Annotated in this window: 22 protein-coding genes; 7 read left to right on the top strand and 15 right to left on the bottom strand. The window is 58.8% G+C overall.

Annotated features, from left to right (window positions below):
• Positions 1 to 233: 233 nt before the first annotated feature.
• Positions 234 to 977 carry a class I SAM-dependent methyltransferase gene (locus HMPREF3039_RS10715; protein WP_067572951.1) on the bottom strand — a complete coding sequence of 248 codons (744 nt, stop codon included), beginning with the start codon at positions 975 to 977 and terminating at the stop codon, positions 234 to 236.
• Positions 978 to 1,136: 159 nt separating this feature from the next.
• On the opposite strand from HMPREF3039_RS10715, the gene HMPREF3039_RS10720 reads away from it, so the two are divergent.
• The 3 genes from HMPREF3039_RS10720 (at position 1,137) to HMPREF3039_RS10730 (ending at position 4,038) form a co-directional block, all read left to right on the top strand.
• On the top strand, positions 1,137 to 1,985 hold the full coding sequence (locus HMPREF3039_RS10720; protein ID WP_067572953.1) for a hypothetical protein: 849 nt from the start codon (positions 1,137 to 1,139) through the stop codon (positions 1,983 to 1,985).
• 116 nt (positions 1,986 to 2,101) lie between these two features.
• Positions 2,102 to 2,704: a tetratricopeptide repeat protein gene (locus HMPREF3039_RS10725; protein ID WP_167506808.1), complete on the top strand. Its 603-nt coding sequence runs from the start codon at positions 2,102 to 2,104 to the stop codon at positions 2,702 to 2,704.
• Positions 2,705 to 3,009: 305 nt separating this feature from the next.
• Positions 3,010 to 4,038 carry a glycosyltransferase family 2 protein gene (locus tag HMPREF3039_RS10730; RefSeq protein ID WP_082770259.1) on the top strand — a complete coding sequence of 343 codons (1,029 nt, stop codon included), beginning with the start codon at positions 3,010 to 3,012 and terminating at the stop codon, positions 4,036 to 4,038.
• A gap of 100 nt (positions 4,039 to 4,138) precedes the next feature.
• Here HMPREF3039_RS10730 and HMPREF3039_RS10735 read toward each other — a convergent pair whose 3' ends face one another.
• Together HMPREF3039_RS10735 and HMPREF3039_RS10740 are read right to left on the bottom strand one after the other, a co-directional pair.
• A complete protein-coding gene (locus HMPREF3039_RS10735; RefSeq protein ID WP_067982722.1) occupies positions 4,139 to 5,410 on the bottom strand; it encodes a polysaccharide pyruvyl transferase family protein in 1,272 nt (423 codons plus the stop codon).
• Complete coding sequence (locus HMPREF3039_RS10740) at positions 5,388 to 6,152, bottom strand: glycosyltransferase family 32 protein (RefSeq protein ID WP_067572961.1); 765 nt, start codon at positions 6,150 to 6,152, stop codon at positions 5,388 to 5,390. The genes HMPREF3039_RS10735 and HMPREF3039_RS10740 overlap by 23 nt, the downstream gene beginning before the upstream one ends.
• Positions 6,153 to 6,447: 295 nt before the next feature.
• On the opposite strand from HMPREF3039_RS10740, the gene HMPREF3039_RS10745 reads away from it, so the two are divergent.
• On the top strand, positions 6,448 to 8,484 hold the full coding sequence (locus HMPREF3039_RS10745; RefSeq protein ID WP_067572964.1) for an alpha amylase C-terminal domain-containing protein: 2,037 nt from the start codon (positions 6,448 to 6,450) through the stop codon (positions 8,482 to 8,484).
• Between the two features lie 254 nt (positions 8,485 to 8,738).
• Here HMPREF3039_RS10745 and HMPREF3039_RS10750 read toward each other — a convergent pair whose 3' ends face one another.
• From HMPREF3039_RS10750 to hprK, 7 genes are all read right to left on the bottom strand, one after another.
• Entirely contained in the window at positions 8,739 to 9,134 is a 396-nt protein-coding gene (locus HMPREF3039_RS10750; protein WP_067572966.1) for a PEGA domain-containing protein, read from the bottom strand.
• A gap of 14 nt (positions 9,135 to 9,148) precedes the next feature.
• Positions 9,149 to 9,571: a SufE family protein gene (locus HMPREF3039_RS10755; RefSeq protein WP_067572967.1), complete on the bottom strand. Its 423-nt coding sequence runs from the start codon at positions 9,569 to 9,571 to the stop codon at positions 9,149 to 9,151.
• Positions 9,572 to 9,588: 17 nt separating this feature from the next.
• Positions 9,589 to 10,506, bottom strand: a complete 918-nt coding sequence (gene argF / locus HMPREF3039_RS10760) for an ornithine carbamoyltransferase (protein ID WP_067572969.1) — start codon at positions 10,504 to 10,506, stop codon at positions 9,589 to 9,591.
• A gap of 101 nt (positions 10,507 to 10,607) precedes the next feature.
• Complete coding sequence (locus tag HMPREF3039_RS10765; protein ID WP_231863918.1) at positions 10,608 to 12,329, bottom strand: sulfatase; 1,722 nt, start codon at positions 12,327 to 12,329, stop codon at positions 10,608 to 10,610.
• A gap of 98 nt (positions 12,330 to 12,427) precedes the next feature.
• Entirely contained in the window at positions 12,428 to 14,209 is a 1,782-nt protein-coding gene (ptsP, locus tag HMPREF3039_RS10770) for a phosphoenolpyruvate--protein phosphotransferase (protein ID WP_067572973.1), read from the bottom strand.
• A 46-nt stretch (positions 14,210 to 14,255) separates the two neighbouring features.
• Complete coding sequence (locus tag HMPREF3039_RS10775; protein WP_067572974.1) at positions 14,256 to 14,522, bottom strand: HPr family phosphocarrier protein; 267 nt, start codon at positions 14,520 to 14,522, stop codon at positions 14,256 to 14,258.
• Positions 14,523 to 14,599: 77 nt separating this feature from the next.
• Entirely contained in the window at positions 14,600 to 15,568 is a 969-nt protein-coding gene (gene hprK / locus HMPREF3039_RS10780; protein WP_067572977.1) for an HPr(Ser) kinase/phosphatase, read from the bottom strand.
• 153 nt (positions 15,569 to 15,721) lie between these two features.
• On the opposite strand from hprK, the gene HMPREF3039_RS10785 reads away from it, so the two are divergent.
• Genes HMPREF3039_RS10785 through HMPREF3039_RS10795 form a run of 3 tightly spaced genes read left to right on the top strand, consistent with a single transcriptional unit; the run spans position 15,722 to position 18,511 of the window.
• Positions 15,722 to 17,062, top strand: coding sequence for a dipeptidase (locus HMPREF3039_RS10785; protein ID WP_067572978.1), 1,341 nt, complete (start codon positions 15,722 to 15,724; stop codon positions 17,060 to 17,062).
• 13 nt (positions 17,063 to 17,075) lie between these two features.
• Positions 17,076 to 17,954, top strand: a complete 879-nt coding sequence (locus HMPREF3039_RS10790) for an ABC transporter ATP-binding protein (protein ID WP_067572980.1) — start codon at positions 17,076 to 17,078, stop codon at positions 17,952 to 17,954.
• A complete protein-coding gene (locus tag HMPREF3039_RS10795; RefSeq protein ID WP_067572983.1) occupies positions 17,921 to 18,511 on the top strand; it encodes a 5-formyltetrahydrofolate cyclo-ligase in 591 nt (196 codons plus the stop codon). The genes HMPREF3039_RS10790 and HMPREF3039_RS10795 overlap by 34 nt, the downstream gene beginning before the upstream one ends.
• A gap of 115 nt (positions 18,512 to 18,626) precedes the next feature.
• Here HMPREF3039_RS10795 and HMPREF3039_RS10800 read toward each other — a convergent pair whose 3' ends face one another.
• From HMPREF3039_RS10800 to HMPREF3039_RS10820, 5 genes are all read right to left on the bottom strand, one after another.
• The gene (locus tag HMPREF3039_RS10800) at positions 18,627 to 20,273 is read right to left on the bottom strand and encodes a GTPase family protein (protein WP_147550157.1); all 1,647 of its coding nucleotides are present in this window, start codon (positions 20,271 to 20,273) and stop codon (positions 18,627 to 18,629) included.
• Positions 20,274 to 20,368: 95 nt separating this feature from the next.
• Positions 20,369 to 21,070, bottom strand: coding sequence for a YggS family pyridoxal phosphate-dependent enzyme (locus HMPREF3039_RS10805; RefSeq protein WP_067572987.1), 702 nt, complete (start codon positions 21,068 to 21,070; stop codon positions 20,369 to 20,371).
• An 11-nt stretch (positions 21,071 to 21,081) separates the two neighbouring features.
• Positions 21,082 to 21,639, bottom strand: coding sequence for a YqgE/AlgH family protein (locus tag HMPREF3039_RS10810; RefSeq protein WP_161981253.1), 558 nt, complete (start codon positions 21,637 to 21,639; stop codon positions 21,082 to 21,084).
• A 103-nt stretch (positions 21,640 to 21,742) separates the two neighbouring features.
• Positions 21,743 to 22,594 carry a L,D-transpeptidase gene (locus HMPREF3039_RS13385; RefSeq protein ID WP_082770257.1) on the bottom strand — a complete coding sequence of 284 codons (852 nt, stop codon included), beginning with the start codon at positions 22,592 to 22,594 and terminating at the stop codon, positions 21,743 to 21,745.
• Positions 22,595 to 22,603: 9 nt separating this feature from the next.
• Positions 22,604 to 24,115, bottom strand: coding sequence for a cellulose synthase family protein (locus HMPREF3039_RS10820; protein WP_067572993.1), 1,512 nt, complete (start codon positions 24,113 to 24,115; stop codon positions 22,604 to 22,606).

Below are 24,115 nucleotides of genomic sequence, written 5' to 3' on the forward strand. Positions count from 1 at the left end.
AATGACCGGAGAACTCTCAAGCATTATGCGCGTACCCCGCATGCAGTTCCGGAAGTTCCCCTTTTTACGCGGAATGACCGGATGCGGGAAGGAAAAGAAGGAAAAGAAGGAAAAGAAGGAAAAGCCCGGGCGTGGCTCCGCGAAAACCTCCTTTAACCGGATATCCGGTGCTTCCGTGGCAGCTCTGCACGGAAAAGAAACCTTCCTTTCGTGGAAAAGCGGTGCGGAAAATGTCATTTCACGGCTATGACCCGGATGCGCCGGTAGTCGGCCACCCATTGGGCGCCGTCCCACAGCTCGTTACGGAGGGCGGACTCTATCTCTTCAATAATCCGGATGCGGCCGGCTTCCGGCAGAGGGGACAGGTCGGAGGCAAAAAACTGCCGCACCCAGTTGCGCAAGCCGTTCTCCCCGTCCTTCAGCGGCGTGGGGCGGTCGTAATCCATGACCAGTTCCGGGTGCAGTCCGGCCTGTTCCACCAGTTTCCGGTATTCCTCCACGGTGGGGAAGTAAAAGGGATTTTCATGATGCCTTTTCTGCCGGGAAAGGCTGAATTGAAAGGCTTGCTGGATGCGGTGTATGTTGCGGACGGCGCCGAATTCGCAGACCAGCCTTCCTTGCGGCTTCAGCACGCGGAAAATGTTTTCCAGCAGGGCCTTTTGATCGGAAATCCAGTGAAAAACGGCATTGGAGAAAACGACGTCGAATCGGTTGGACCACGGCATCCGGCAGGCGTCCACCACCCGGAAGTCGATGTCCGGGTGAAGCATCCGCGCCTTGCGCACCATGTCCGGGGAAGCGTCCGCCCCGACGACATGGGCGGATTTGGCCAGCAGTTCCTGCGTGAGTGCGCCCGTGCCGCAGCCCAGGTCCAGAATGGCCTGTCCCGGATTGTCCGGAACGTGGGAGAGCAGGTCTTTCCCGTAGTCCGCGACAAAGCCGTGCTTGTCTTCATAAAAATCCGCATTCCATTCCATGACGGCGCCAGCATACAGGTCACGGGCTTGTTCTCCAAGGCTAACCCCTGCATTATTTCACCATGCTCCGGCGGTGGAAACGGCCCCTGGCGCATTTTCCGCGTGCGTCCGGGATTCTGCTTGCTTTGGACGGCGTGGAATGGTTAAGATAAGTTTACTATGAAAGCAACAGCCCTGTTCATGACGGCCGGAGCCCTGGCCGCGGTTTCCGCCGGCGCCTATGACGGATACGGATATGATCCCCGGCCGGCAAGTGCCTACAACGATACGATCAGCGGCGCGGCCAGAATTGGCTACGACTCCCGCTATGCCTACAAGGACCTGGTAGCCTCCTCCCTGCTGAACCGCAGCGGCGTGTTCACCTTCGGCGGGGAAGTGGACTTGAACCTCGTCAAGGACTGGAAGCAGGAAATCGGCGCGGAATACCTGGCCTTCTGCGACGGTCTGCTGAGCGACAAGAACGCTTTTGACGCGGACTGGAAGGCCGTGAAGGAATTGTTCCCGAACCTGACTTTCCGGAGCGGTTATGAATTCAATTACGGCGGTCTTCCCGGCTATCTGAGCAAATACACGGGCAAGGCCCCCCATTCCGTGGCCCAATCCTTTACCGCCGGGCTGGCGTACGACGATCCGGGGCACGGCTATTTCGGCGCTCTGGATGTCCAGTACGGTTTTTACGGCATGACGGGCTGGCGCATCGATTTGAACGCGGGCAAGCGCTGGAGCGGCCTGATTCATGAAAAGGTGGATTTGGAACTGAGCGCGGGCACCAGCTATTCCTCCAGCTACTGGGGCGCCGGCGTGGCCGGATTCGACCAGTTCAACATCAAGCTGGCGGCTCCCGTGCGCATTTCCGGCGTGGATTCGCGGAACGGCTTCCGCGTCATTCCCTTCATCCAGTTTGACTGGGCGGGGAACACGCGTTCCGATATCCGCCGCTATACCGGCATGAGCACCATTGAAGACTTCCGCATCCGCGTGGGCGTGGAAGCCGTGTACAGATTCTGACAACGGCCTCCGGGGGCGTCTTTCCTCCCCGTCCGGGGAGGAAAAAAACCTTCGGCGGCATGTGCCGTTTCCGGCTCCGTCCGGGGAATAACGTATGATTCATGAAAGATGCCGCCATGTGGAAAACGATTCTTATTCTTGCCCGCCATACCTTCATACGCCTGTTGTGGCTGCTGCTCCCTCTCGGGATCTTCGCCTTTCTGGTGCGGGCCATTCCCCTGAGTCCGCTCCAGGCCCTGTGCGGACTGATTCCGGTCATTGTCTTTGAAATATGGCTGGTGGTCAAATACCTGCTTCCGGGCATGAGCGACCTGGTCACGAAAACCCTGTATGCGTCCAATATCACCACGGACGAGGAAGTGCTGGTGGACGCGGCCCGGCGCATGCTGGGAGCCGGAGACGCGGCGGGCGCCCTGGAGCTTTTGGAACGCAACCGCAGGGAGAATCCCGGAATGGTGCGTCCCTGGCTGATGGAATCCGGTCTGCTGAATGATATGCGCAGATATGCGGAATCCGTTGAATTATTACAGGAAGGCTTGGCATCCCGAAGATGGAGGAAGGAGGACCGCGCCCTTTTCCTGTATAAAATAGGGGGAATTTATTCCTCCCTGCTTAATAATCCGGAGCAGGCCGTGAAATATTGGCAGGAGGCTGTCAAGAGATACCCGAACACGGCTTACGGCCGTGCCGCCAAGGACAAGCTGCACGAGCTGCGCTGAGTGGAAGGCAAGGCGCATTTTTCAAACAAAAGCGGGGGGAGTGAGAAAAGAATGCACAGCCTTGAATGCGCTCTTGGGAAAAGTGGAAGGATTTGATCATGATGCGCGTGTTGATGAAACAAGGGGGACGTTCCATTTTCTCTGTTGCACGGAGTTTTCTGGATGCAGCCGTGCATCCGCAGGTCCCTTCTGGAATTGTAGCTGGACTCCGGATTCATTATCCGGTATGTGCATGCAGAGACGCCGTTGTTTGATGGTTTTTGTTTCAAGGAGGAATGTAGATATGAAAAAAGAATGCTGTGTTTATGCAAAATACATTCCATGAATTGCCTGCCTTGACTGTTGTTGTAACAGGATTTAATCAGGAAAGTAGCATCCGGGGGGCGATTGAGAGTGTTTTGAATCAGGATTACGCGGGAAAGCTGGAATATATTTTTTCAGATGATGCATCTTCCGACGGAACTTTCCAAATCATGAGGGAAATGGAGCAGGCGTACCGGGGCTCCCATTCCATCAAATTAAACCGCAATGAGCAAAACATGGGTATCACTGACCATTTGGAAAAGGTGTATTCCCTGGCGTCTCATGAATGGGTTATGCGAATGGACGGTGACGACCGCTCTTTCCCGCACCGCTGCCGCATTCTTGCCGAAGCCATCATAAAGTACCCTCAGGCAAGATATATTGCCTCTGATGTGGAACTGGTTGTCTGCGAATCCGCCGGGCAGGCTGTATGGCCTGCCCATTTGGAAGAGGATAAAGGACTGCGTGCCTTCCTTCCGCAGGATGGAACTGCTCACAGGGCGTTTCTCGGAACGGCATCCGCCATCAGACGCTCCTTGCGTGCCCCCTATTCGGAAATCCGGAATCTGTCCATGTGCGAGGACTTGTATGAAGCTCATAGGGCGTGGCTGCATGAAGGACTCGTGGTTTTGCAGAACAAACTCGTTTTATATGTTGAACACAGTTCCAATATTTCCAGGATCAATCCCCGGTTAAAGAACCGGAATATGGAGACTTTCCTTAAGGGAATCAGCCGTTTGAAAGGCATCAACCAATCCTTTATCCAGGCACAGGAGGCTATTGTGCGCATGACGGAAATGTTTTTGGAATCATGCCCGGATGAAAATTCTCCCCATATCGAGTCTGTCTGCAGGGATTTGGAAAATAGAAAAGAGTTCATTCGGGAACTCCGCATGGAGGTTGAATGGCCGGAAATGACGTTGGGCCGGAAAATGCGGCATTGGCCATACTTCAAAAGAAATCCTCTCAAGCTTCTGCCTTTGCCGGTCTATGGCCGGTTGCTGTGTCTGATGTACCGCCTGAAGCGATGATTTGCCCATGCGGCGCCGGGAGGCCGGGGAATATGTATTCCGTTGGAAATTTACTGAAATTCCCTGCCGGAATGCAGGCTCTTTCCGGCAGGAAAAAGTCTCATGATCTCGGAATCAATTTTCCCATGATGGGGAAAATCTTTTTCTGGAGCTTCTCATTCAGGCAGCATCTTGCCAGTTTGCTGATGCGGCGCCTCAAACGCAGCTTCCAGGAGGGTCTCCAGCAGGAAAGTTCTTGTCGGCACCTGATGCCCTTTTCCTTGGTTTCCTCGGAAACGGGATTGGAAAGATTGGTCTGGAGCCAGTCCAGAGCATGCTGTTTCAGGGAATGCTTCTTTAGGGAAACGGCGTCTTCATCCATGAACCTCAGAAGATGAATTTTACCGGGCAATTCTTCATGGGAATGAATGAGACGGTCTTCCAGGCCGAATTGCTTTAGCAGGGACGTGAAGCGGATTGCCCCTCTTTGCGCGTTTTTGATGCACAAAAAGGGCTTGTTGAAGATAATGGCGAAGCATGTCCCGTGAAATGAGTCGGTAATCACACATTTGCAATCCTGAAATGCGCGCACCCATTCGTAGATAGTGGCTGCCGCATGCACGCGGCCTTCCGGAAAATACTGTTTTTTGAGTTCCATATCGCCGGAGGGGTCCAGCAAATGTGCTGAGGGAAGGGCGAGTTCGCGTGAGATGGCTGCACAGGCCTGTCCGTAGGATTCAGTGATATCCAGAAAATAGGTCAACATTCCATCAGGCATGGGAGAGGCTTTCTGCGTTAGACGTTTCCAGTCCTCCATGCTTGTCAGGAAAACGGGATCAACAAGATGCGTGGCGGATATGTGGTATCTTTCCCGCAGTGTCCGTACGGAATCGCCTTCCCGTACGGAAATGGCGTGAAAACAGTCCAAATAACGCGGTATGCGGTCCAGGTAATCCTGTGGAGGCTGAACCGGCAAATCACCCAAAGAAGTGGCATACGCGATTTTACGTTTTTCTCCATCCACAAAATCAAGGTAATACTGCATATCCTGATTATGCGTATATTTGTAATTCCATAACTGGTCGGAACCTGCGATGAACGTATCCGCCAGCCTGTTCGTCCTTTCCGCATCCCTGCGGGAAGAGATGGGAATGGACTCTATTCCTTCCTCCCTGAAGAACGTGCGGAATACGGAACCGGGATCATTAACATGGGAGGCCATGGTCATGGGGGCATGGTCCAGCAGAAGAACCCTGTAGCCCTGCCGGGATAATACGCAGTGCAGGGAGAAGGACGTTAGAACAGCCCCATAGTTGCAGCTCCACCACAGTCCCAGCAGCGCGATGTCCCAGTGCGGAGGGGTGTTCCTGTTATTGCCTGATACGCCAGTCATAATTCTTTTTCAGGGAAACGCCCTTCAGAGCGGCACGGTAATAGGGATAAAACTCGTTCCTGCGGAGAGCCAGGGCCGTATTGATCTTGCGCTTGAGCCATTTGACCTGGTGGCAGAATGCCTGGTTCAGGATGAAGGAATGGCTTTTTCCCGGCATCCAGGAGCCGCAGCAGTGGTGGATGGAAAAACCGCGGGAACGGATGAAGGCGGGCTGCTCGAAAAACTCCTTGGGATACAAGGTTGCCAGATCGCTTTGCCATTTTTTTCCGTTCAGCAGGAATTTGGGTACTTCATTGATGAAGTAATCCGTATAAATCGTGTTGGAAACGGGCCAGCATTCTTTCCTTATTTCATTATGCAGGCTCAGAAGGCTGATGCAGAGGGGATGCTGCGGCGGAGCATAAAGAAAAGCGGTGCCTAGGGCGCAGTCATACATGTACCCCAGCGTAAAGCGATGGTCCACGGGGAGCCGGGACAGGGGCTGGAACAGTTCCACGTCGCAGTCCAAATAAAAACCTCCGTGCTCCACCAGGGCCTGAAGGCGGACGACGTCTCCCAAAAACCCCCATTTGTTCTGTTCCAGGCATCTTCTGCCAAATTCAAAACGGGAAACGTCAATATTGGACTCATTCCATTCTATTATCTCAAAATCCGGATTCAGTTCCTTCCATTTCCGGACATTTTGCCGGACTGCTTCAGGAACAGGAGAGCCGAACCAGCAATAATGGATTTTTTTAATCATATCATGTTGAATATGTTGAACTTCTAGCGGGATTGACGATAGCCGGGAATGGCAGGAAGGGAGACTTGCGGAACGGCTTCCGGGAAGAGTGTCCGGCAGGCGTGCACGGCATCCATCTTTGAATGGAAGCTGTTTTTTGTCAACTTTTCCTCCGGTTTTCTTCCTGAATGTCCGGCATTTGCGGACAGGGGAAGGATGCTGAACGGGAGACTCCTGCATTTTTGTGCGGATGCATGGGGGAGGGGGGACGGCTTTCTCCTTGACCCTGCTGATTGCGGCGGAGTATCATTGAATAATGAGAAGACCCCCGATTCCCGGCCTGGTGATGGCCGACGGATGGCTGCAGCCGTATGCGCGCCAGATCCGCGACCGCCAGCGTTTGTTTGATCTGAAGATGAAGAGGATCATTCAGCGTTCCGGGACCTTGGAAAGGCATGCGGAGGGCTACCGCTATTACGGTTTCAACCGGGACCCGGAGACGGGGGCATGGACGTACCGGGAATGGGCGCCCGCCGCGCGCGGATTGTTCCTGACGGGGGATTTCAACGGCTGGGACCGCAGGAGCCATCCGCTGGTGCGGAATGAACGCGGCGTGTGGGAAATCACCCTTCCTCCGGATTCCCTCGCCCATGGCCAGAAGGTGAAAGTCCACGTGGTGGGGGCGGACGGCACGGGCAAGGACCGGATTCCCGCCTGGATTACCAGGACGGTCCAGGACCCATCCACCTATGATTTTGCCGGGGAAATATGGATGCCGGAACATCCCTACGAGTGGAGGAACTCCGGGTTCGATCCTTCCCGGGTGGACGTGCCGTTCATTTATGAGGCGCACGTGGGGATGAGCGGGGAGGAGGAGCGCGTGCACACGTACCGCGAGTTTGCGGACCAGGTGCTTCCCCGCATCGCGGCCCTGGGGTACAACACCGTCCAGCTGATGGCCGTGCAGGAGCATCCCTATTACGGCTCGTTCGGTTATCATGTTTCTTCGTTTTTCGCGCCTTCCTCCCGTTTCGGAACGCCGGAGGATTTGAAGTACCTGATCGACCAGGCGCACGGCCTGAACATTGCCGTGCTTCTGGATGTGGTGCATTCCCACGCCGTGAAGAACGAGGCCGAGGGGCTGAACGACTTCGACGGTTCCGGCGGCATGTATTTCCTGCCCGGGGAGCGCGGCCGCCATCCGGACTGGGATTCCTGCTGCTTTGACTACGGCCGGGACGAGGTGATCGAATTCCTGCTTTCCAACGTCCGGTGGTGGTTGGAAGAGTTCCGGTTCGACGGCTTCCGCTTTGACGGCGTAACGTCCATGCTGTACTTCCACAGGGGGCATGAGCCGTTCGGAGAGCTGGGCGCGTACTTCGGCTCCTCCGTTGATCCGGATGCCGTCGCCTACCTGCAGCTGGCTTCCACGCTGATCCAGCGGGTGAAGCCGGGTGCCGTTGCGATTGCGGAAGACATGTCCGGCATGCCGGGGCTGTGCCGTCCGGTGGATGAAGGCGGCATTGGTTTTTCACACAGGCTGGCCATGGGCGTTCCGGATTACTGGATTAAGCTGCTCAAGGAGAGGAAGGACGAGGAATGGAGCATGGGGGACATGTGGTACACACTGACGAACAGGCGTTACGGAGAACCGCACGTGGCCTACTGCGAGAGCCATGACCAGGCCCTGGTGGGGGACAAGACCCTGGCGTTCCGGTTGATGGATGAGGAAATGTACTGGAAGATGGCCGTGGACCAGCAAAGCCTGGTCATCGACCGCGGGATGGCCCTGCACAAGATGATCCGCCTGGTGACTCTGGCCGCGGGCGGCGAAGGCTGGCTGAACTTCATGGGCAACGAATTCGGGCATCCGGAATGGATTGATTTTCCGCGGGAGGGCAACGGCTGGTCCTACAGCCATTGCCGCCGCCAGTGGTCGCTGGTGGACAACCCCGGCTTGAGGTTCAAGTTCCTGAACGCTTTTGACCATGCCATGGTGCGGCTGGCCCTGGAGGCGCGCCTGCTGAACAATCCCCCGCCGTTTCCGCTGAATATTGACGAGGAAAACCAGATCATGGCCTTTCATCGCGGGGGGCTTGTCTTTGTATTCAACTGGTCCGGAGACCGGGCGATCATGGACTACACGCTGCCCGCACCTCAGAAAGGGGAATGGAAGGTGGTGCTGGATACGGACAATGCCCGGTTCGGCGGATTCGGGCGGCAGGACGGTTCCGTGCACCATTTCACGGATGAAGAGGGCAGGCTCTCCCTGTACCTGCTTCCCCGCACGGCCCTGGTGCTGAAAAGGGTGGGGTCCGCCGTGATGGCTCGTCCCGCTGAACCGGATGCGTAGCGGATGCCGCAATTGCCGCCCTGTCCGGTGAAAGGAATGCGCCGACACCTTTTCCGGATTCCCTGAAGATGCGGATTGGGGAAATGGCGGACGGTTTTGCCGTTTTACAAAAGAAGGGGAGGGACATTCTCCTGATGCCCGGTGAAGCCTGAAGCCGGGAGAAATCCGGGCGTTGCGGTCCCTGATGGAAAAAGGATGGCCGCTGCCTCTCTGAATGGCTGTGGATGAATCAACTTTTCCGGCCCGTGCCCTTACTAAAGCTTATGGCCTTGCTCCCATGCCGGAGGCAGTTTCTCCAGCGGGGGCGCTTCGGAATTTCTCTTTTTGAGACGGATGGTCAGGGTATCGGTCTTGAAGTTTTTAGACTTCTCGTTGTTGAGTCCCCACAGAATGGCCCCTCCTGTGGTCATTTCCGGGTGGAAGGTTTTTTCCGCGGAGTAGTAGCCCGGCTTGTCCGCCGCCACGTGAATGGGCTTGTGCCTGTTCAGGGAGAGGGTAGCGGGAGCCTGCCCCACGTACTCCCCGTTGACGCGCAGGCTGGCCCCGGAAGGAATGCTGCGTATCGTCATGTCTCCGGAAGTGCTGCTGCATGAGATGCAGGAACAGGCGGCGGCCAGAAGGGCCAGATGGGGAAGGAGTCTGGAGAACATGGGGGAAGGGACGGTTACTTGTTTTCAACCATGCGCATGGCGGCCTGCTTGATTTGGGCTGCCATGGAGTTGAGGGCGTTGGCCCTGGTGGGCGCCAGGTGGTCCTTGAGTCCGGTCTTGTCCAGCTTGGACATGTCCGCTTTCAGGACTTCTTCCGGCGGCAGGCCGGAGAGCAGGCGTACGAATACGGCGATGAGACCCTTGGTGATCAGGGAATCGCTGTCCGCGTAGAGTTTCAGAAGGCCGTTGCTGTCCTGTTCCGTATGCACCCACACCCTGGACTGGCAGCCCTTGATGAGGGACTCGTCCGTCTTGTACGCCTCCTCCAGCGGGGGAAGCTTCTTGCCCAGGCTGATGATGTATTCGTAGCGTTCCGTCCAGTCCTGGAACAGGTCCAGTTCGTCCAGCAGGTCTTGCAGGCGTTCTTCGTAATTCATGGCGGGGGAATGGAAAGTTATGCCTTGCTGGCTTCAGCAAGCGTGGCGAGAACGGCTTTCTGGGCATGCACGCGGTTTTCCGCCTCCTGGAAGATGACCGGGGCGAAGCGTTCCAGTACGTCTTCCGTGATTTCCTTCCCGCGGTAGGCGGGCAGGCAGTGGAACACGGAATGGCTGGGGGCCGCGTGGGCCAGCAGTTCCTCGTTCACCTGGTAGGGGTAGAAGTGCTTTTCCTTGGACTGCCCTTCCGCCTCCTGGCCCATGGAGAGCCAGACGTCCGTGTTGATGACGGAGGCGTCCCGGACGGCTTCCACGGGGTTCGTGGTAAAAATGACGTTGTCGCAGTCCAGATGCCTGCGGAAATCTTCCAGCGGCAGGTAATTGGTGGGCGCGCCGATGGCGAGCGTGAAGCCCAGCCGCTTGGCCGCCCACATCCAGGAGCGGGACATGTTGTTGTCCCCGTCTCCGACGAAGGCGATTTTCATGTCTTTCCAGGAGCCGGGGCCGTAAAGCTCTTCAATGGTCAGCAGGTCTGCCAGTATCTGGCAGGGATGTTCCTCGTCCGTCAGCGCGTTGATGGTGGGAATGCCGGAGAAGGAGGCGAATTCCTCCACTTCCTGCTGTCCGTAGGTGCGGATGGCTGCGCCGTGGATCATGCGGCCCAGCACGCGGGCGGTGTCCTTAATGGGTTCTCCCCGCCCCAGCTGGATGTCATGGACGGAAAGGAACATGGGGCGTCCCCCCAGCTCGCTGATGCCCACTTCAAAGGAAACGCGGGTGCGGGTGGAGGATTTGGAAAAGATCAGCGCCCAGGTCTGGCCTTTCAGGGGAAGGTGTTCATGATGGCCGCATTCCGCCTTGAGCTTGTGGCCCAGGGCCAGCAGGTCCCTGATTTCGTTTCCGGTGAGCTGTTCTATGGAAAGGAGGTTTTTCATATGTTGGAAAGGGAATAAAAACAGGAAAGCCGCACCATACTCCCGGTTCCTTTAAAAGAAAAGGGAATAATGCGGCTTTCCGGGGAGGGGAGCAAATGCCTTTAAAGCCTGGCGGCGGCTTGGTCCGGCCACGGCACGGGCGAGCCTTCGCGGGCCCCCGCGGGGTTGTTCTTCTTGTAGGTGGGCATCTGGGCCTTGCGGTCCTTGAGCAGGGCGGTCATGACCTTGGCCATGGCTTTCACCCGTTCGGGGTGCTTGTCCGCCAGGTTGTTTTCTTCGCTGATGTCTTCCTTGATATTGAACAGTTCGAACTTCTGGGTGGGGTGCCAGTAAATCAGTTTCCAGTCGCCCTGGCGCATGGCGGTGCTGGGGGAATAAAGGGGGCTGTTGCCGTTTCCTTCCCCCCATACGTTGGGCGTATGGAAGAGCAGGGGACGGTTGGCGGCCATTTTGCCGCCTTTCAGCAGTGGTACGAAACTCTTGCCGTCCACGACCTGGGGCGTTTTCACCTTGGTGGCTCCCGCCATCTCCAGAATAGAGGGGAAAAAGTCTTCAATGATGACGGGCGTGGTGCAGACGCTTCCCGCCTTGGTGACTCCGGGCCAGTACACGATCATGGGTTCGCGGATGCCACCCTCGCGGTTGGACCCCTTGCCGAAGCTGAGGGGATAGTTGGATTCCTTGTTGCCCATGCGTCCGCTGATGGCCAGGCCGCCGTTGTCCGCCATGAAAATGATGATGGTGTTTTTATCCAGATTGTTCTTTTTCAGGTACTCCCGGATGTCGCCCAGGCTCTTGTCCATGCCTTCGATCAAGCCGGAATACCTCTTCTCGTTGTCGGACCATTTGTGGCCGTCGTTAGGATTGGAGTAGTTTTCCGCAAAACGCTTGTCATAGCCGTTCATGTTGAAGGGGGCGTGGATGGCGTAATGGGACATGTAAAGGTAGAAAGGCTTGTTGGCCTCCCTGGGGTCCTTGCGGATGGCGTCCAGGCGCTTGAGGGCTTCCAGGGTAAGCGCTTCCGTCAGGAAAGTGTCGTTTTCGTAATAATTGTTCTCATCCAGGCCCCGGACGTGGAAATTGCCGGTGCCGTATTTCTGGGAACCCCGGTAGTCCGCAGGGCCGCCGATTTCCGTGCCGGCGATGTTGTAGTCGAACCCGAAGAGCTTGGGATTGGCTCCCGGCGTTTCCTTGCTGCCGAAGTGGGCCTTTCCGCAGTGAATGGTCGTGTACCCCTGTTTCTTGAGCAGGGCGGGCAGGCCCAGGATGGGGGTGAAGGGCTTGTCCATCTTGTACCGGATTTCCTGTTCCGTCAGCGGCAGACGGGTGGTGCCGGAAGATTTGGTGCCTGCCGGCTGAATGCCGTTGACGCTCCAGTCCGGCGGCGCTTGCAGCGCCTTGTGGCTTGCATCCGTAGTCTTATCCCGCAGAAGCGTCCAGTTCGTCACGCGGTGCCGGGCGGAATTCATGCCGGACATGAGGCTGCACCGGCTGGGGGAGCAGATGGGCTGGGCATAGGCGTCCGTAAAGACCATGCCCTGTTTGCCCAGGGCCTCCATGTTCGGCGTGCGGTAGCGTTTGTTCAGGAAGGTGGGTTTGGGCGTGCCGTCGGCTTCCCTCCAGAAAGGCAGGGAGGTATCCTGCCAGCCCATGTCGTCTACCAGGAAGAAAATGATGTTGGGGCGTTTCTGGGCGGCCGGGGCGGCAGTTGCCGCCGGAGTCGCTGCGGAGGCGGAAAATGCGGTGCCGAGCAGGCACAGGGCGAGAGAGGCGGCGGTTTTGGAATATCTCATGATGAAAATGCTGATAGTAATATAACGCACGTGACGCGTGAATCTGTCAAGACTGCATGTCTGCCCGGCCATGTTTTTTGCCGGATGCGGGATAGAACGGTTTCGTGGCCATGCTCTGGCTTCCGGTTTTATTCGAACAGGGCCGGATAGGATTCCCGGGCCAGGGCCAGGCTCAGATTGACAATGGTCCGGCTGTTGGGAGCGCAGAGGGCTTTCCCGGCCATCTCCCGGCACTGGCCGTAGTCCAGATTGCGGATGGCGTAGCGGATGATGGGAACCAGGTGGACGCCCACGGACATAGAGGTGGCCCCCAGTCCCACCAGCAGGGGCAGCAGGGTGATGTCACCCGCCATTTCCCCGCAGATGGCCGTCGGGATGCCTTCCTTGTCCCCGGCGGCAATCGTCATGCCGATGATGCGCACCACGGCCGGGTGCGTGGGGCGGAACATGTTGGCTACGCGGTTGTTGACCCTGTCCACGGCAATCGTGTACTGGGTCAGGTCGTTGGTTCCCACGGAAAAGAAATCCACTTCCTTCGCAAGCACGTCCGTCATGATGGCGGCGCTGGGAACTTCAATCATGATGCCCACTTTCAAGTCCCGCGCGTAGGGGACTTTTTCCCGTTCCAGTTCTTCCCGGCATTCCTGGAGGATGTGCTTGGCGGTGATTACTTCCGTATAGCCGGAAATCATCGGGAACATGATGCCGCAGCCGGGCGTGTCCGCGCAGGCGCGCAGAATGGCGCGGAGCTGCTGCTTGAACAGTTCCGGACGGCTCAGGGAAACGCGGATGCCGCGCCAGCCCAGGAAGGGGTTCGGTTCCGGAGTGTCGAGCCGTTCGCAGGGCAGCTTATCGCCTCCGGAATCCAGCGTGCGGAAGATGACGCCGTGGGGGGCGCAGCCTTCCGCCAGTTTTTTGTAATAGTGCATCTGCTCCTCTTCATCCGGCATGCCGGATGGATTGCCCAGCAGGAAGAACTCCGTGCGGAACAGCCCTACGCCTTCCGCGCCCACTTCCTTGATACCGGAGTATTCGTGGGGGAATTCCACGTTGACGGAGAGCCGGATGCTGCGGCCGTCCCGGGTGACGGTGGGCAGGTCCCGCAGGGCTTCCAGGGCCTTGTACGCCTTTTCCTTCTCCACCTGGAGCCGCTTGTAGTATTCCACGGTCTCCGTGGAGGGCTTGAGGATGAGGACGCCCTTGTAGCCGTCCAGGATGGCCGGAGCGTGGCTTTCCACATTCAGGAGCGCCTGTTCCAGCCCCACCACGGCGGGAATGCCCATGGAGCGCGCAAGAATGGCGGTATGGGAAACGGAGGACCCTATTTCCGTGGCGAATCCGTGAATCTGGCTGGCGTCCACCGCGGCGGTGTCGGAAGGCGTCAGGTCGTACGCCACGAGGATTTCGGGCTCTTCCTCGTCCTCCTCGTCTTCCTCCGGCGGTTCCGTGCTGCGCAGGTTGTCGATCACCCGCTGCATGATGTCCTCCATGTCCGCGGTTTTGGCCCGCAGGTAGGGGTCGTCCACGCAGCGCAGGACTTCCATGTAGTTCTGCATGACCACGTAGAAAATATGCTCCACGTTCTGGAGGCGCCTGGCCAGTTCCGTGCGGACCTGGTCGAGGATGATCTTGTCCTGGAGGAGGAGAATGTGGGCGTCAAAAATGGCGGCTTCCTTTTCCCCGGAAATCTGGATCATACGCTCGCGCAGGGCCCTGATCTGCACCGAGGTCGTCTGGAGGGCGCGGTGAAAGCGCACCAGTTCGGAATCCACCTCGTCCGGCTCAATGTCGTAGGCGACCGGTTCCTTGGACCCCTTGATCTGGATCCTGATTTTACCGAGGGCGATGCCGGGAGAAACAGGAATGCCCTGGAGATGTATTTCTTCCGTGGAAATGGGTTCCTGAATCATCTGCGGGCTTTCTGGCCCGGACTCATGGCCATGAGCCGGAATATGTTCAATCTTCTTCGAATTTGCGGGCGACCAGGTCTTCCAGCGCGTCGAGCGCCTGCTGCTCGTCCTTCCCTTCAGCCGTGACGGTGATCTTGGAACCGTGTCCCACGGCCAGCATCATGAGGCCCAGAATGCTCTTTCCATCAACTTCTTCGCCATCCTTTTCCACGACGATGTCTGCATCGAAACTGCTGGCCAGTTTGACGAATTGAGCAGCCGGGCGGGCATGGATGCCGAGTTTGTTGATGATGGTGAGTTCCTTGGTAACCATGGAAATAGAAGTAAGGGGTGAAGCGGTTGCTAAAACGGTAAGTACACTAATAAGAGCTTTTTTCCAAGAGTTTTTTGTCAGTCGCCGCTTTCCGGGGCCTGGAAGTTTGACATGAGGCGGCGGTTGAACTCCCCGGCCATGTCGATGCCCATGTCCTTGAGATGGTAGTCCATGGCGGCCACTTCCACCAGGCGGGCGATGTCCCTGCCGGGGGCCACGGAAAGCTGGACATGCAACACCTTTTCCCCCAGAACATCAAGGCCTTCCCTCTCCAGGCCCAGCCTGTCCAGCTGTTCCTGGTCCCTGGCTGGAATGAGCGTGACGATGAGGTCCAGCCGCTTGTTGTGGCGCAGGGACTTCAGCCCGAACAGGGTGGTGATGTTGACGATGCCCAGGCCGCGCACCTCCATGAAGCCGCGGCTCATCTCCGGCGCACTTGCCACCAGTTCCCCGCCCACGTTGCGCACGTAAACCATGTCGTCCGCCACGAGGGCCGCCCCGCGTTCGATCAGGCCCAGGGCCGTTTCACTCTTACCCACGCCGCTCTTGCCGCGTATCAGCACCCCCACGCCGCGCACGTCCACCATGCAGCCGTGCAGGGTCATGCTTTCCGCAAATTCGTTTTCCAGAATGATGGTGGCGGAGTTGACGAACTTCATGGTGACCAGGCTGGTGCGGAAAACGCAGACCCCGGCCTCGTCAGCCAGTTCCACGATCTCCTGGGGAGGGTCCTGGTCCCGGGAAAAGACGATGCCCGGCACCTCGCACCGGAACATGCGCTGGATGCGGGATTTGCGCATGCCTTCCGGCAATTTCTGGAGGTAGGCCAGCTCCGCGGAGCCGAATACCTGGATGCGCTTGTTGGCGAAGTAGGAGTAAAACCCGGCAATGGCCAGGCCGGGACGGTTGAGCGCCGGTTCGCAAATGTGGCGGGTGAGGCCCGCCGGGCTGTTGATCAGCTCAAGCTGGAGGGCTTCCTTGTATTTGCCGTAAAATTTGGACAGGGTGACGAAATCCACTTTTTTCACTTTGGATTTACTGAACATAGGCTTATTAAAGGGACAAACGAAGCTCCAGGGCAATCAAATATATTCCCGGACCGCCCCGATGGCCTATTTTTTTGAAAAAAGCCCCGTTCCGGAAGGGAATGCCACACTTTACCTGTTGATTTGAGGGCCCAGGCATGGTCTCATGGTGCCATGAACAGACTGGATCAATTGGCTACGTTGTTAAGGTTTCCCAGCATCTCCGCGCAGAAGGAGCATGCCCGGGACGTGAGCGACTGCGCGGACTGGCTGGTGGACAAGCTCTCCGGCATGGGATTTGAAGCCGTAGCGCACAAGACGCACCGGCATCCCGTCGTGGTGGGGCGCAGCCCCCGGGAGGAAGGCAGGCCGACCGTGCTGATTTACGGCCACTACGACGTGCAGCCCGTGGACCCGGTGGAGCTGTGGGAATCCGACCCCTTTGAACCGGAAGTGCGCGACGGCAAAATTTACGCCCGCGGAGCCACGGACAACAAGGGCCAGCTGTTCGCCCACATTCTGGGCGTGGAGGAACTCCAGCGCCAGAACGGCGGCCATCTGCCCGTGAACGTGATCTTCCTGCTGGAAGGGGAGGAGGAAGTCGGCAGCGGCAGTCTTTCCCTCTTCCTGAAGGAACACAGGGATGAACTGGCCTGCGACGTCATCGTTGTCTCCGATACCGGCATGGCCGCTCCGGACACCCCCACCTTTTCCTACGGCCTGCGCGGCCTGGCGGGCGCGGAAATCATCGTGAAGGGACCGTCCGCCGACCTGCATTCCGGCGTATTCGGCGGGGCGGTAGCCAACCCCGTCACCGCTCTGGCGGAAATCATCGCTTCCTTCCATGATTCGGAAGGCCGCGTGGCCGTGAGAGGATTTTATGACGGCGTGGAACCCATTGCCACCTGGGAACGCAGCATGTGGGCCACGGTGCCCGGCATGAGCAATGAAGAACTGGCGAAGCTGACGGGAGTGGATACCGTGGTGACGGAAGCCGGATTCACCGGGGCGGAATGCATTTACGCGCGCCCCACGCTGGAGCTCAACGGCATCGGCGGCGGCTACCAGGGAGAGGGCAGCAAGACGATTATTCCCAGCCGCGCCTTTGCCAAAATATCCTGCCGCCTGGTGCCGGGACAGGACCCGGAACGGATCGAATCCCTGCTGGAAGAGCATGTGAAAACGCATACGCCCAGGGGAGTGTCCGTGGAATTCAAGCGGGAGCACAGCGGCAGGGCCTATGTCTGCGATCCCAACTCCGAATTCGGCCTCGCCGCGCAGCAGGCCCTGGAGGAAGCCTTCGGGCGCAAGCCGGTACTGGTACGCGAAGGCGGCAGCATCCCGATCATTGAGGAAATGAAAAACGTGCTGGGAGCGGATGCCCTGATGCTGGGCATGTGCCTCCCGGACGCGCGCATCCATTCCCCCAATGAGAACTTCTCCGTGGAACTGTTCACCAAGGGAATAGAAATGAGCCAGATACTCCTGCGCCGCCTGGGGCAGATCAAACGGTAATCCCCCTCCTCCTATGGACCAGCCTGCCGCCGCTGAAATAGTCGACCTGCACAAGACCTTCAAGACCGGTTTGGGCAAGCCCGTGGTGCACGCCGTGCGCGGGGTGGACATGAGCATCCGGCAGGGGGAGGTGTACGGCCTGATCGGTCCCAACGGATCCGGCAAATCCACGCTGATGAAGGCCCTGCTGGGGCTGGTGAGGCCCACGCGGGGCTCCTGCTCCATCTTCGGCAAATCCAGCCTGTCCCCGGACAGCAGGGAGGAAGTGGGCTTTCTGCCGGAAAACCCGTACTTCTACAAATTCCTGACCGGGGCGGAAACTGTGGCCTTTTACGGAAAGCTGTGCGGACTCAGCGGCAGAAGCCTGAAGGAAAAAGTAAGGGAACTGCTGGACCTGGTGGGGCTGTCGGACGCCGCGGACCGCCGTCTGGGCGGTTATTCCAAGGGAATGCTCCAGCGCATCGGCATGGCCCAGGCCCTGGTGCAGTCCCCCCGCTTGGTGGTGCTGGACGAACCGACCGCCGGGGTGGACCCCCTCGGTTCCCGGGATATCCGGAACATCATTGAAAACCTCAAGAACCGCGGCATGACCGTGTTCCTGTGCTCCCACCTTCTGGAGCAGGTTCAGGAAGTGTGCGACCGGGTGGGCATCATCTTCAAGGGCCTTCTCATTGCGGAAGGCTCCATGAACGAACTGACGAGGGACTCCGACAAGCAGGAAATCCTGCTGGAACACGCCTCCCCCGGCCTTCTGGAGGAATTGAAAAAAATGGTGCGGGAAGACGGGCGCGCCGTGTGGCTGGAGGACGGGCACCCCCGCAATTCACTGGAAAGCGTATTTCTTAAAAGCCTGCTGGAATGGAAAGCGAAGCACCCCAATCCGGAACAATAGGAGGACTGCCGGCCGCCAAGCGGGAACTGCGCCGCATGATCCGCGGGAGGATTGCGGAACTGGACGCCGCCGCCCGGCAGGCCATGTCCCTGGACATCTGCCGGAAATTGGCGGCCCTGGCACGGGAAAAAGACTATCGGCGCGTGGCCGTCTTTGCCGCCAGGCTGGGGGAGGTGGACCTGCTGCCCCTGCTGGACATGATGCCGGAACGGGAATGGTATTTTCCTCTGGTGCATGAAGGGCGCCGGTTGAGTTTTCACCGCGTGTGCCATGGCGGCGAATTTGTCACGGGCAGCTGGGACATCCGGGAACCCGGTCCGGCATGTCCGGAACTGCACGCAGGGGAACTGGACCTGATTGTTCTGCCGGGAGCCGCCTTCACGCGGGACGGAAGAAGGCTGGGCTACGGAGGGGGATTTTACGATACCCTGCTGGCCGGTCCGGCGCGCGGCGTTCCGCTGGCCGGCGTCTGCTTCCCCTGCCAGCTTCTGGACGACCTGCCTGTGGAACCGCACGATAAAAAGGCGGACATGGTCGTCACCCCCGGCATGGAGTAATGCGCATAGTTGCGTATTCCGCAATATTCCGCAAAAGCCCGTTTGTGGAAGCGCGAATGGAAGGGGAAACGGAATGTTCCCCGGAGCGGGCAGGGCGCCCGGAAAAGTAGGAGGGTTAAATGCGGAACCGGTGCTTCTGCACGGTCAGCTTGTAGAACAGGTCATAGCGTGCATTGAGCAGGGGCGTCAGGTGCTCCACGCCTCCGGCCACCTGGCCGCGGATATCCGCGTACAGCTTGCGGTAATCTGAAAGGCCGCTGATCATGGCTTCATAAAGGGGAGTGCGCAGGCCGCAGTCAATCGCAATGCTCATTTCAGACGCTGCGGAGACGATCTGCTTGGACAGCCGGTACTGCATCCAGGCCAGTCCCAGATTGCTCCCCAGCCACAGGACCAGAGCCACGCCCAGGCAGGCGAATCCCGCCCCGTGTTCCCCGAAGCTGCCCAGCAGCGCGCCCAGAATGACCATGACGAGCATCAGCTTGAGTTCCGTCCGCATCACGTCTTCCTGGTCCAGGAACAGCTTGCTGAGGCACGGCTTGATGCCGAAATCCTTCAGCGGCATGTACACGGAGCGTCCCAGCCGTTCCTTGTACACCTCCAGGTCCGCCTGGAGCCGGGCTGCCGGGAATTCCCCGATGTCGCAATCCCACTGCTCCCTGACGCGCGGACGCACGTGGTTCCAGTGTGTCTGGCAGATGTTGAGAAACTCCTTGTTGTAGTAGGCGTGCCGTTCTTCGATGCCCGACTTGACCAGTTCATAAAACCATTCGTCGATGACGGGAGGAAGCTTGTGCAGGATCATCGTCCTTCTGATGGAAAGGAAGCGTCCCAACTGCCGTGCGGACTTTTTGCCCAGCCGCGGCACGCAATCCTGGACGTATTGCGCGTATGCCTTCAGCCTTGCGGGCATTTCCTCCTCCATTTGAAGCTGGATGCGGTCGATTTCCCGGTCGATGGAAGTCAGGAAGCCGGAATCCAGCTTGGAAAGGCGGTGCAGTTCATTGAGCACCTTCCCCTGTTCCTCCAGCAGGCGGTCCGTGGCCAGCAGCAGGCGTTCCACGCGCCTGTCCGTCAGGGGGCTCCGTTTCAGAACCTCCTGCACGCAGGTTCTCAGGGCTTCCACTCCCTCGCCCGCGCGCTCCCCGGCGGGAGTGATGGGGTACAGGGGAAGCTGGACGCCCAGATGTTCCCGGGAGACGGAGCGCATCTCCTCCTTCAGTGCCTGAAGCTGTTCAAAAGGCAGAAGCTCCGCGTGGGTGATGACCAGCACCATGCGGGAATGGAGCCGTTCCTCCAGCGTTTTCAAATACTCCCAGATGGCGGGTTCATTGCCGTCTTTGGCGGAAATGACGACCAGCACGGCGTCCGACTTGGGGACGATGTGCTTCAGCCGCTGGGGGGCGGCAGGCTGTTCCAGGCCGATGGTGTCCCAAAACTCCAGGTTCAGCAGGGAATCCGACGGGTAGAAGCGGTCCTCCACCCATTCATGGGTGTGCGGGGCGGGGTTGGGCTTGTATTGCCAGCGTATCAGGGTGGCTTCGCTGGAAATGCGGGAGCAGAAATGTTCCCCCGCCAGGGCGTCCAGCGTGGAGGACTTGCCGGACCCCGTCAGGCCGATGACGGTGACGTTCTGCGGAGTGCAGCATTCCTCCAGCGCTTCCTCCACATCCTTCTGGGAATCGAAATGTCTGTCCGGACCAATGCGCGCGGAAAATGCCGCGGCGGCATCCGCTACGTCCCGCACCGCATGCGGAATCACATTTTTCCCTCCTGTCAGCATGGGCTATGAAATCAAAAAACCGTCCTTTCCCTTCCTCTTCAGCAACCCTACACGCCGCAATTCCTTCTGTCCAATTAAAATGACGGCGCCGGGGCATACGCCCTGCCTCCGAAAATGGCCGTGCCCACGCGGACGAGGGTGGCTCCCTCCTCCACGGCGGTTTCAAAGTCGTGGCTCATGCCCATGGACAGCTCCGGAAGCGGCATTCCGCTTCTGGCGGCCAGGGAATCCCTCAGCTCCCGCAGGCGGCGGAAATAGGGGCGCGCCTCCTCCGGATCATCCACGGGAGGGGGAATGCACATCAGGCCGGCGATCTCGATATGGCCGAGCCGAGCCAGTTCTTCCCAATCCCGTTCCAGAAGCTCCGGGGAGAACCCGAATTTGCTGTCTTCCGCCCCGACGTTGACTTCCAGCAGGATGCGGGGGCGTTTGCCCGTCTCCTGCGCTACCGTGTCCAGGAACTGGGCCAGGCGCAGGGAATCCACGGCATGGATCAGCGTGAAATGTTCGAGGGCCTTGCGCACCTTGTTGCGCTGGAGGGGGCCGATGAGGTGCCATTCCGTGTCCGGCGGCAGGGCGGGAATCTTTTCCAGGGCTTCCTGAACCCTGTTTTCTCCGAAGACGCGCTGTCCCGCATCGTAGCAGGCCAGGACGTCGCAGGCCGGAAACGTTTTGCTGACGGCTACCAGGCGGGCGGACCCTTCCGGGCGTCCGGCGCGTGCTTCCGCGGCGCGGATGCGGGAAATGATGTGTTCCAGGTTTTGTTGGATGCTCATGACGGGTGATATCAGTTCAGGGAAGGCTGTGCGGGCGCGTGGCTCATGATCTGGTGCAGCGGGGACAGGCGGCGCATGGCCATGGCCCATACCTTGGAATAATCCGGCTCCAGGCAAAGGTCCGGAACCATGGGGGAGACGTACCACGCGCGGTCGTTCAGCTCCCTGCGCAGCTGGGGCAGCGTCCATCCGCTGTGCCCCACATAGGCGCGCAGCATGACATGGGGGTCTTCCGCGTATTCCAGCGCCTGTTCCTCCTGAAGGTGGAACTGGACGCGCAATTTCTCCTCCGTGCGGGAAAAGGCGGCGAAAATGAGCTGGTTGCGCTCCACCGGACCGCCCTTGAAGATGGGGACGGAATAAAGGGACGCGGGGATGTCCGTGCTTGGGGCTACGTCCCCTACGGTCATGTTGGCCGGATGGTTCAGAATGTAGCCGATGACGAATTCCTCCTCCACCCGGCTCAGGAAAATGACGGAATGGTGGAATCCACCGCCTTCCAGGTAGGGAGCGGCCACCAGCAGATGCCCGGCCAGATTAGCGTTGCTGATATCTTCGTGTTCCATCATCTCCATATGCGCATGTTAACAAATGTGACGAAGGCGCGCAACCGCGCGTTCAAACAGCCGTGTCAGGCATGCCGGGAGGGGAAGGAAGCCGGGCGGAGAAAAATCAGCTGCGGCGGGACCGCGATGTTTTGGAGGGGCGGGACGCGGACTTGCCGCTTTTCGCCTTGCGGGACTGTACGGTTTGAGTCCGGGAGGCGGCCTTCTTTTTGGCGGTGGTCTGCTTGTGCGTCAGGGCCACGGCAGGGGGGCGGGAAGACCGGTGGCGGTGGGAAACCAGGGAAGCCGTATTGTGGAGCTCTGCGGCTGCCGGGGCGGGGGCCATGACCAGAAGGGGGGTGTTCTGCATTCTTTCCGCCTCTTCCAGCGCTTTCAGGGAGGCGCTGATGGAGCAGCGTTCAATCACCACGGGGTCTCCGGTGTTGACCAGGTTGAAAGCTTCGTACACGTCGTCGCTCTTCATGCGGATGCAACCGTAGGAGGCGGGGGTGCCGATGGTGCGTTCCTCAGCCGTTCCGTGGATATAGATCAGGCGTGAATAGGCGTTCCGGTTGCGGGATTCCACGCCCTTCAGCCACATGATGCGCGTGACGATGGGGTCGCGGCCCGGAGAATTCGGCGCCACGCATTCCCCGGTGGGCTTCCGGCTTTTAAACACCATGCCCTTGGGCTGGTTTGTCCCTATCTTGGCGGCAATCCGGTGCGCGCCCAGCGGAGTGCGGCAGCTTCCCTTGCTGTCGCCGAGACCGAATTTGGAGGTGCTGACCGGGTAGGTCTTTACGACTTTGCCGCCGCGCATAACGGCCATTTTCTGGTCCCGGACGCTGACGACTACGCCGTCCTTGACGATGGCGGTAGGCTGGTAGTCCCTGCCGGTGCAGGAAACGAGGGTGCCGAGCACCGCAACAGCGGCGGCGGTCAGTTGAATCAGGCGTGCTTGCGAGAGAGGCGCAGGCATGGGAGGCGGCTAGTTCTTGGCTTTGGCGGTTTGCCGGGCGGGCATCAGATTGGAAATCATGCGGCCCAGGGAGCAGAACCCGGTGTAGTAGAATCCCAGGAAGGGAATCATCAGGATGGGGGAAATATAGTGGCCCTGGCGGATCATCAGGATGATCAGGTTCAGGAAGAAGGTGCCGCAGGCGATTTCAAGCACGGGAATGACGACGGATTTGATCGCCTTGTACCCGTTGCGCTTGAGCTGGGAGACATGCTGCCTGTTTTCCTTCTGTTCCACGCCGTACTTGGGCGTGCGGACAAAGGCGGACTGGTGGCCGAAGATGGCTTCCAGAACGGCCTTGGCGTTGTTGACCGCCATGCCCACGCTCAGGGTGAGCAGAAGAGGCAGGTAGGGAAGTTCCTTCCACCAGGACTTGGGACGCACCACGATCTGGGCGCTCATGTAAAAGATGCAGACGGCCACGCTGGTCAGGAAGAACAGGGCCACGTTCACGAACCACATGACCACCGTTTCATTTTCCGGGATGCGCTGCGTGCAGATGGGGTACACCAGAAAGCAGAGCAGGGCCAGAAGAAGGTAGGAATAATTGCAGGTAAGGTGGGTGGTGGCCTCCACCTTGGCTTTCAGCGGAGCCTTGGAACGCCAGATGTCCAGCAGTATCTTCTGGCAGACCTGGATGGAGCCCTTTGTCCAGCGGTGCTGCTGGGACTTGAATCCGTCCATGTCCACGGGAAGTTCCGCGGGGGTTACCACGTCGTTCAGGTAAATGAAGCGCCATCCCTTGAGCTGGACGCGGTAGGAAAGGTCCATGTCCTCCGTCAGCGTATCGTGGGACCATCCGCCTGCGTCGCCGATCACGCATTTGCGCCAGATGCCGGCAGTGCCGTTGAACGTGAAAAAGCGTCCGGAACGGTTGCGGGCCGTCTGTTCCATGGCAAAGTGGCCGTCCAGGTACATGCCCTGAACGCGGGTAAGAAGGTTGTATTCCCGGTTGATATGGCCCCAGCGGGTCTGGACGAGGCCGACGCCCTCATCCGTGAAATAATGAATGGTCTTCTGCAGAAGGTCGGGTTCCGGGACGAAATCGGCGTCCAGGATCAGCAGGAATTCCCCCTTGGCCACCTTGGTGGCCGCTTCCAGCGCTCCGGCCTTGAAGCCGGTGCGGTCCGTGCGGTGGATGCAGACGGCGTCAAAGCCGCGGGACTTCAATTCCTCCACCTTCCGGTAGCACTGTTCCGTCGTATCGTCCGTGGAATCGTCCAGAATCTGGATTTCCAGCTTGTCCTTGGGGTAATCCAGGGCGGCGACGGATTCCAGCAGGCGGTCGACGACGAACTTTTCATTGAACATGGGAAGCTGGACCGTGACCACGGGAAGCTCCCGGAAGCGGGATTTGGGCTGCGGCTTGTTGTTGCGGTTCTTCCAGTAAAGGTAAACGATGGTGAGGCGGTGAAAACCGTAGCCGGCGAGGCCTACGAGGACCAGAAGATAGCACAAGAGCCAGATAAAATTGTAGTTCAT

It is taken from the genome of Akkermansia sp. KLE1798 (assembly GCF_001580195.1).
GTDB classification, from domain to species: Bacteria; Verrucomicrobiota; Verrucomicrobiia; order Verrucomicrobiales; family Akkermansiaceae; genus Akkermansia; species Akkermansia biwaensis.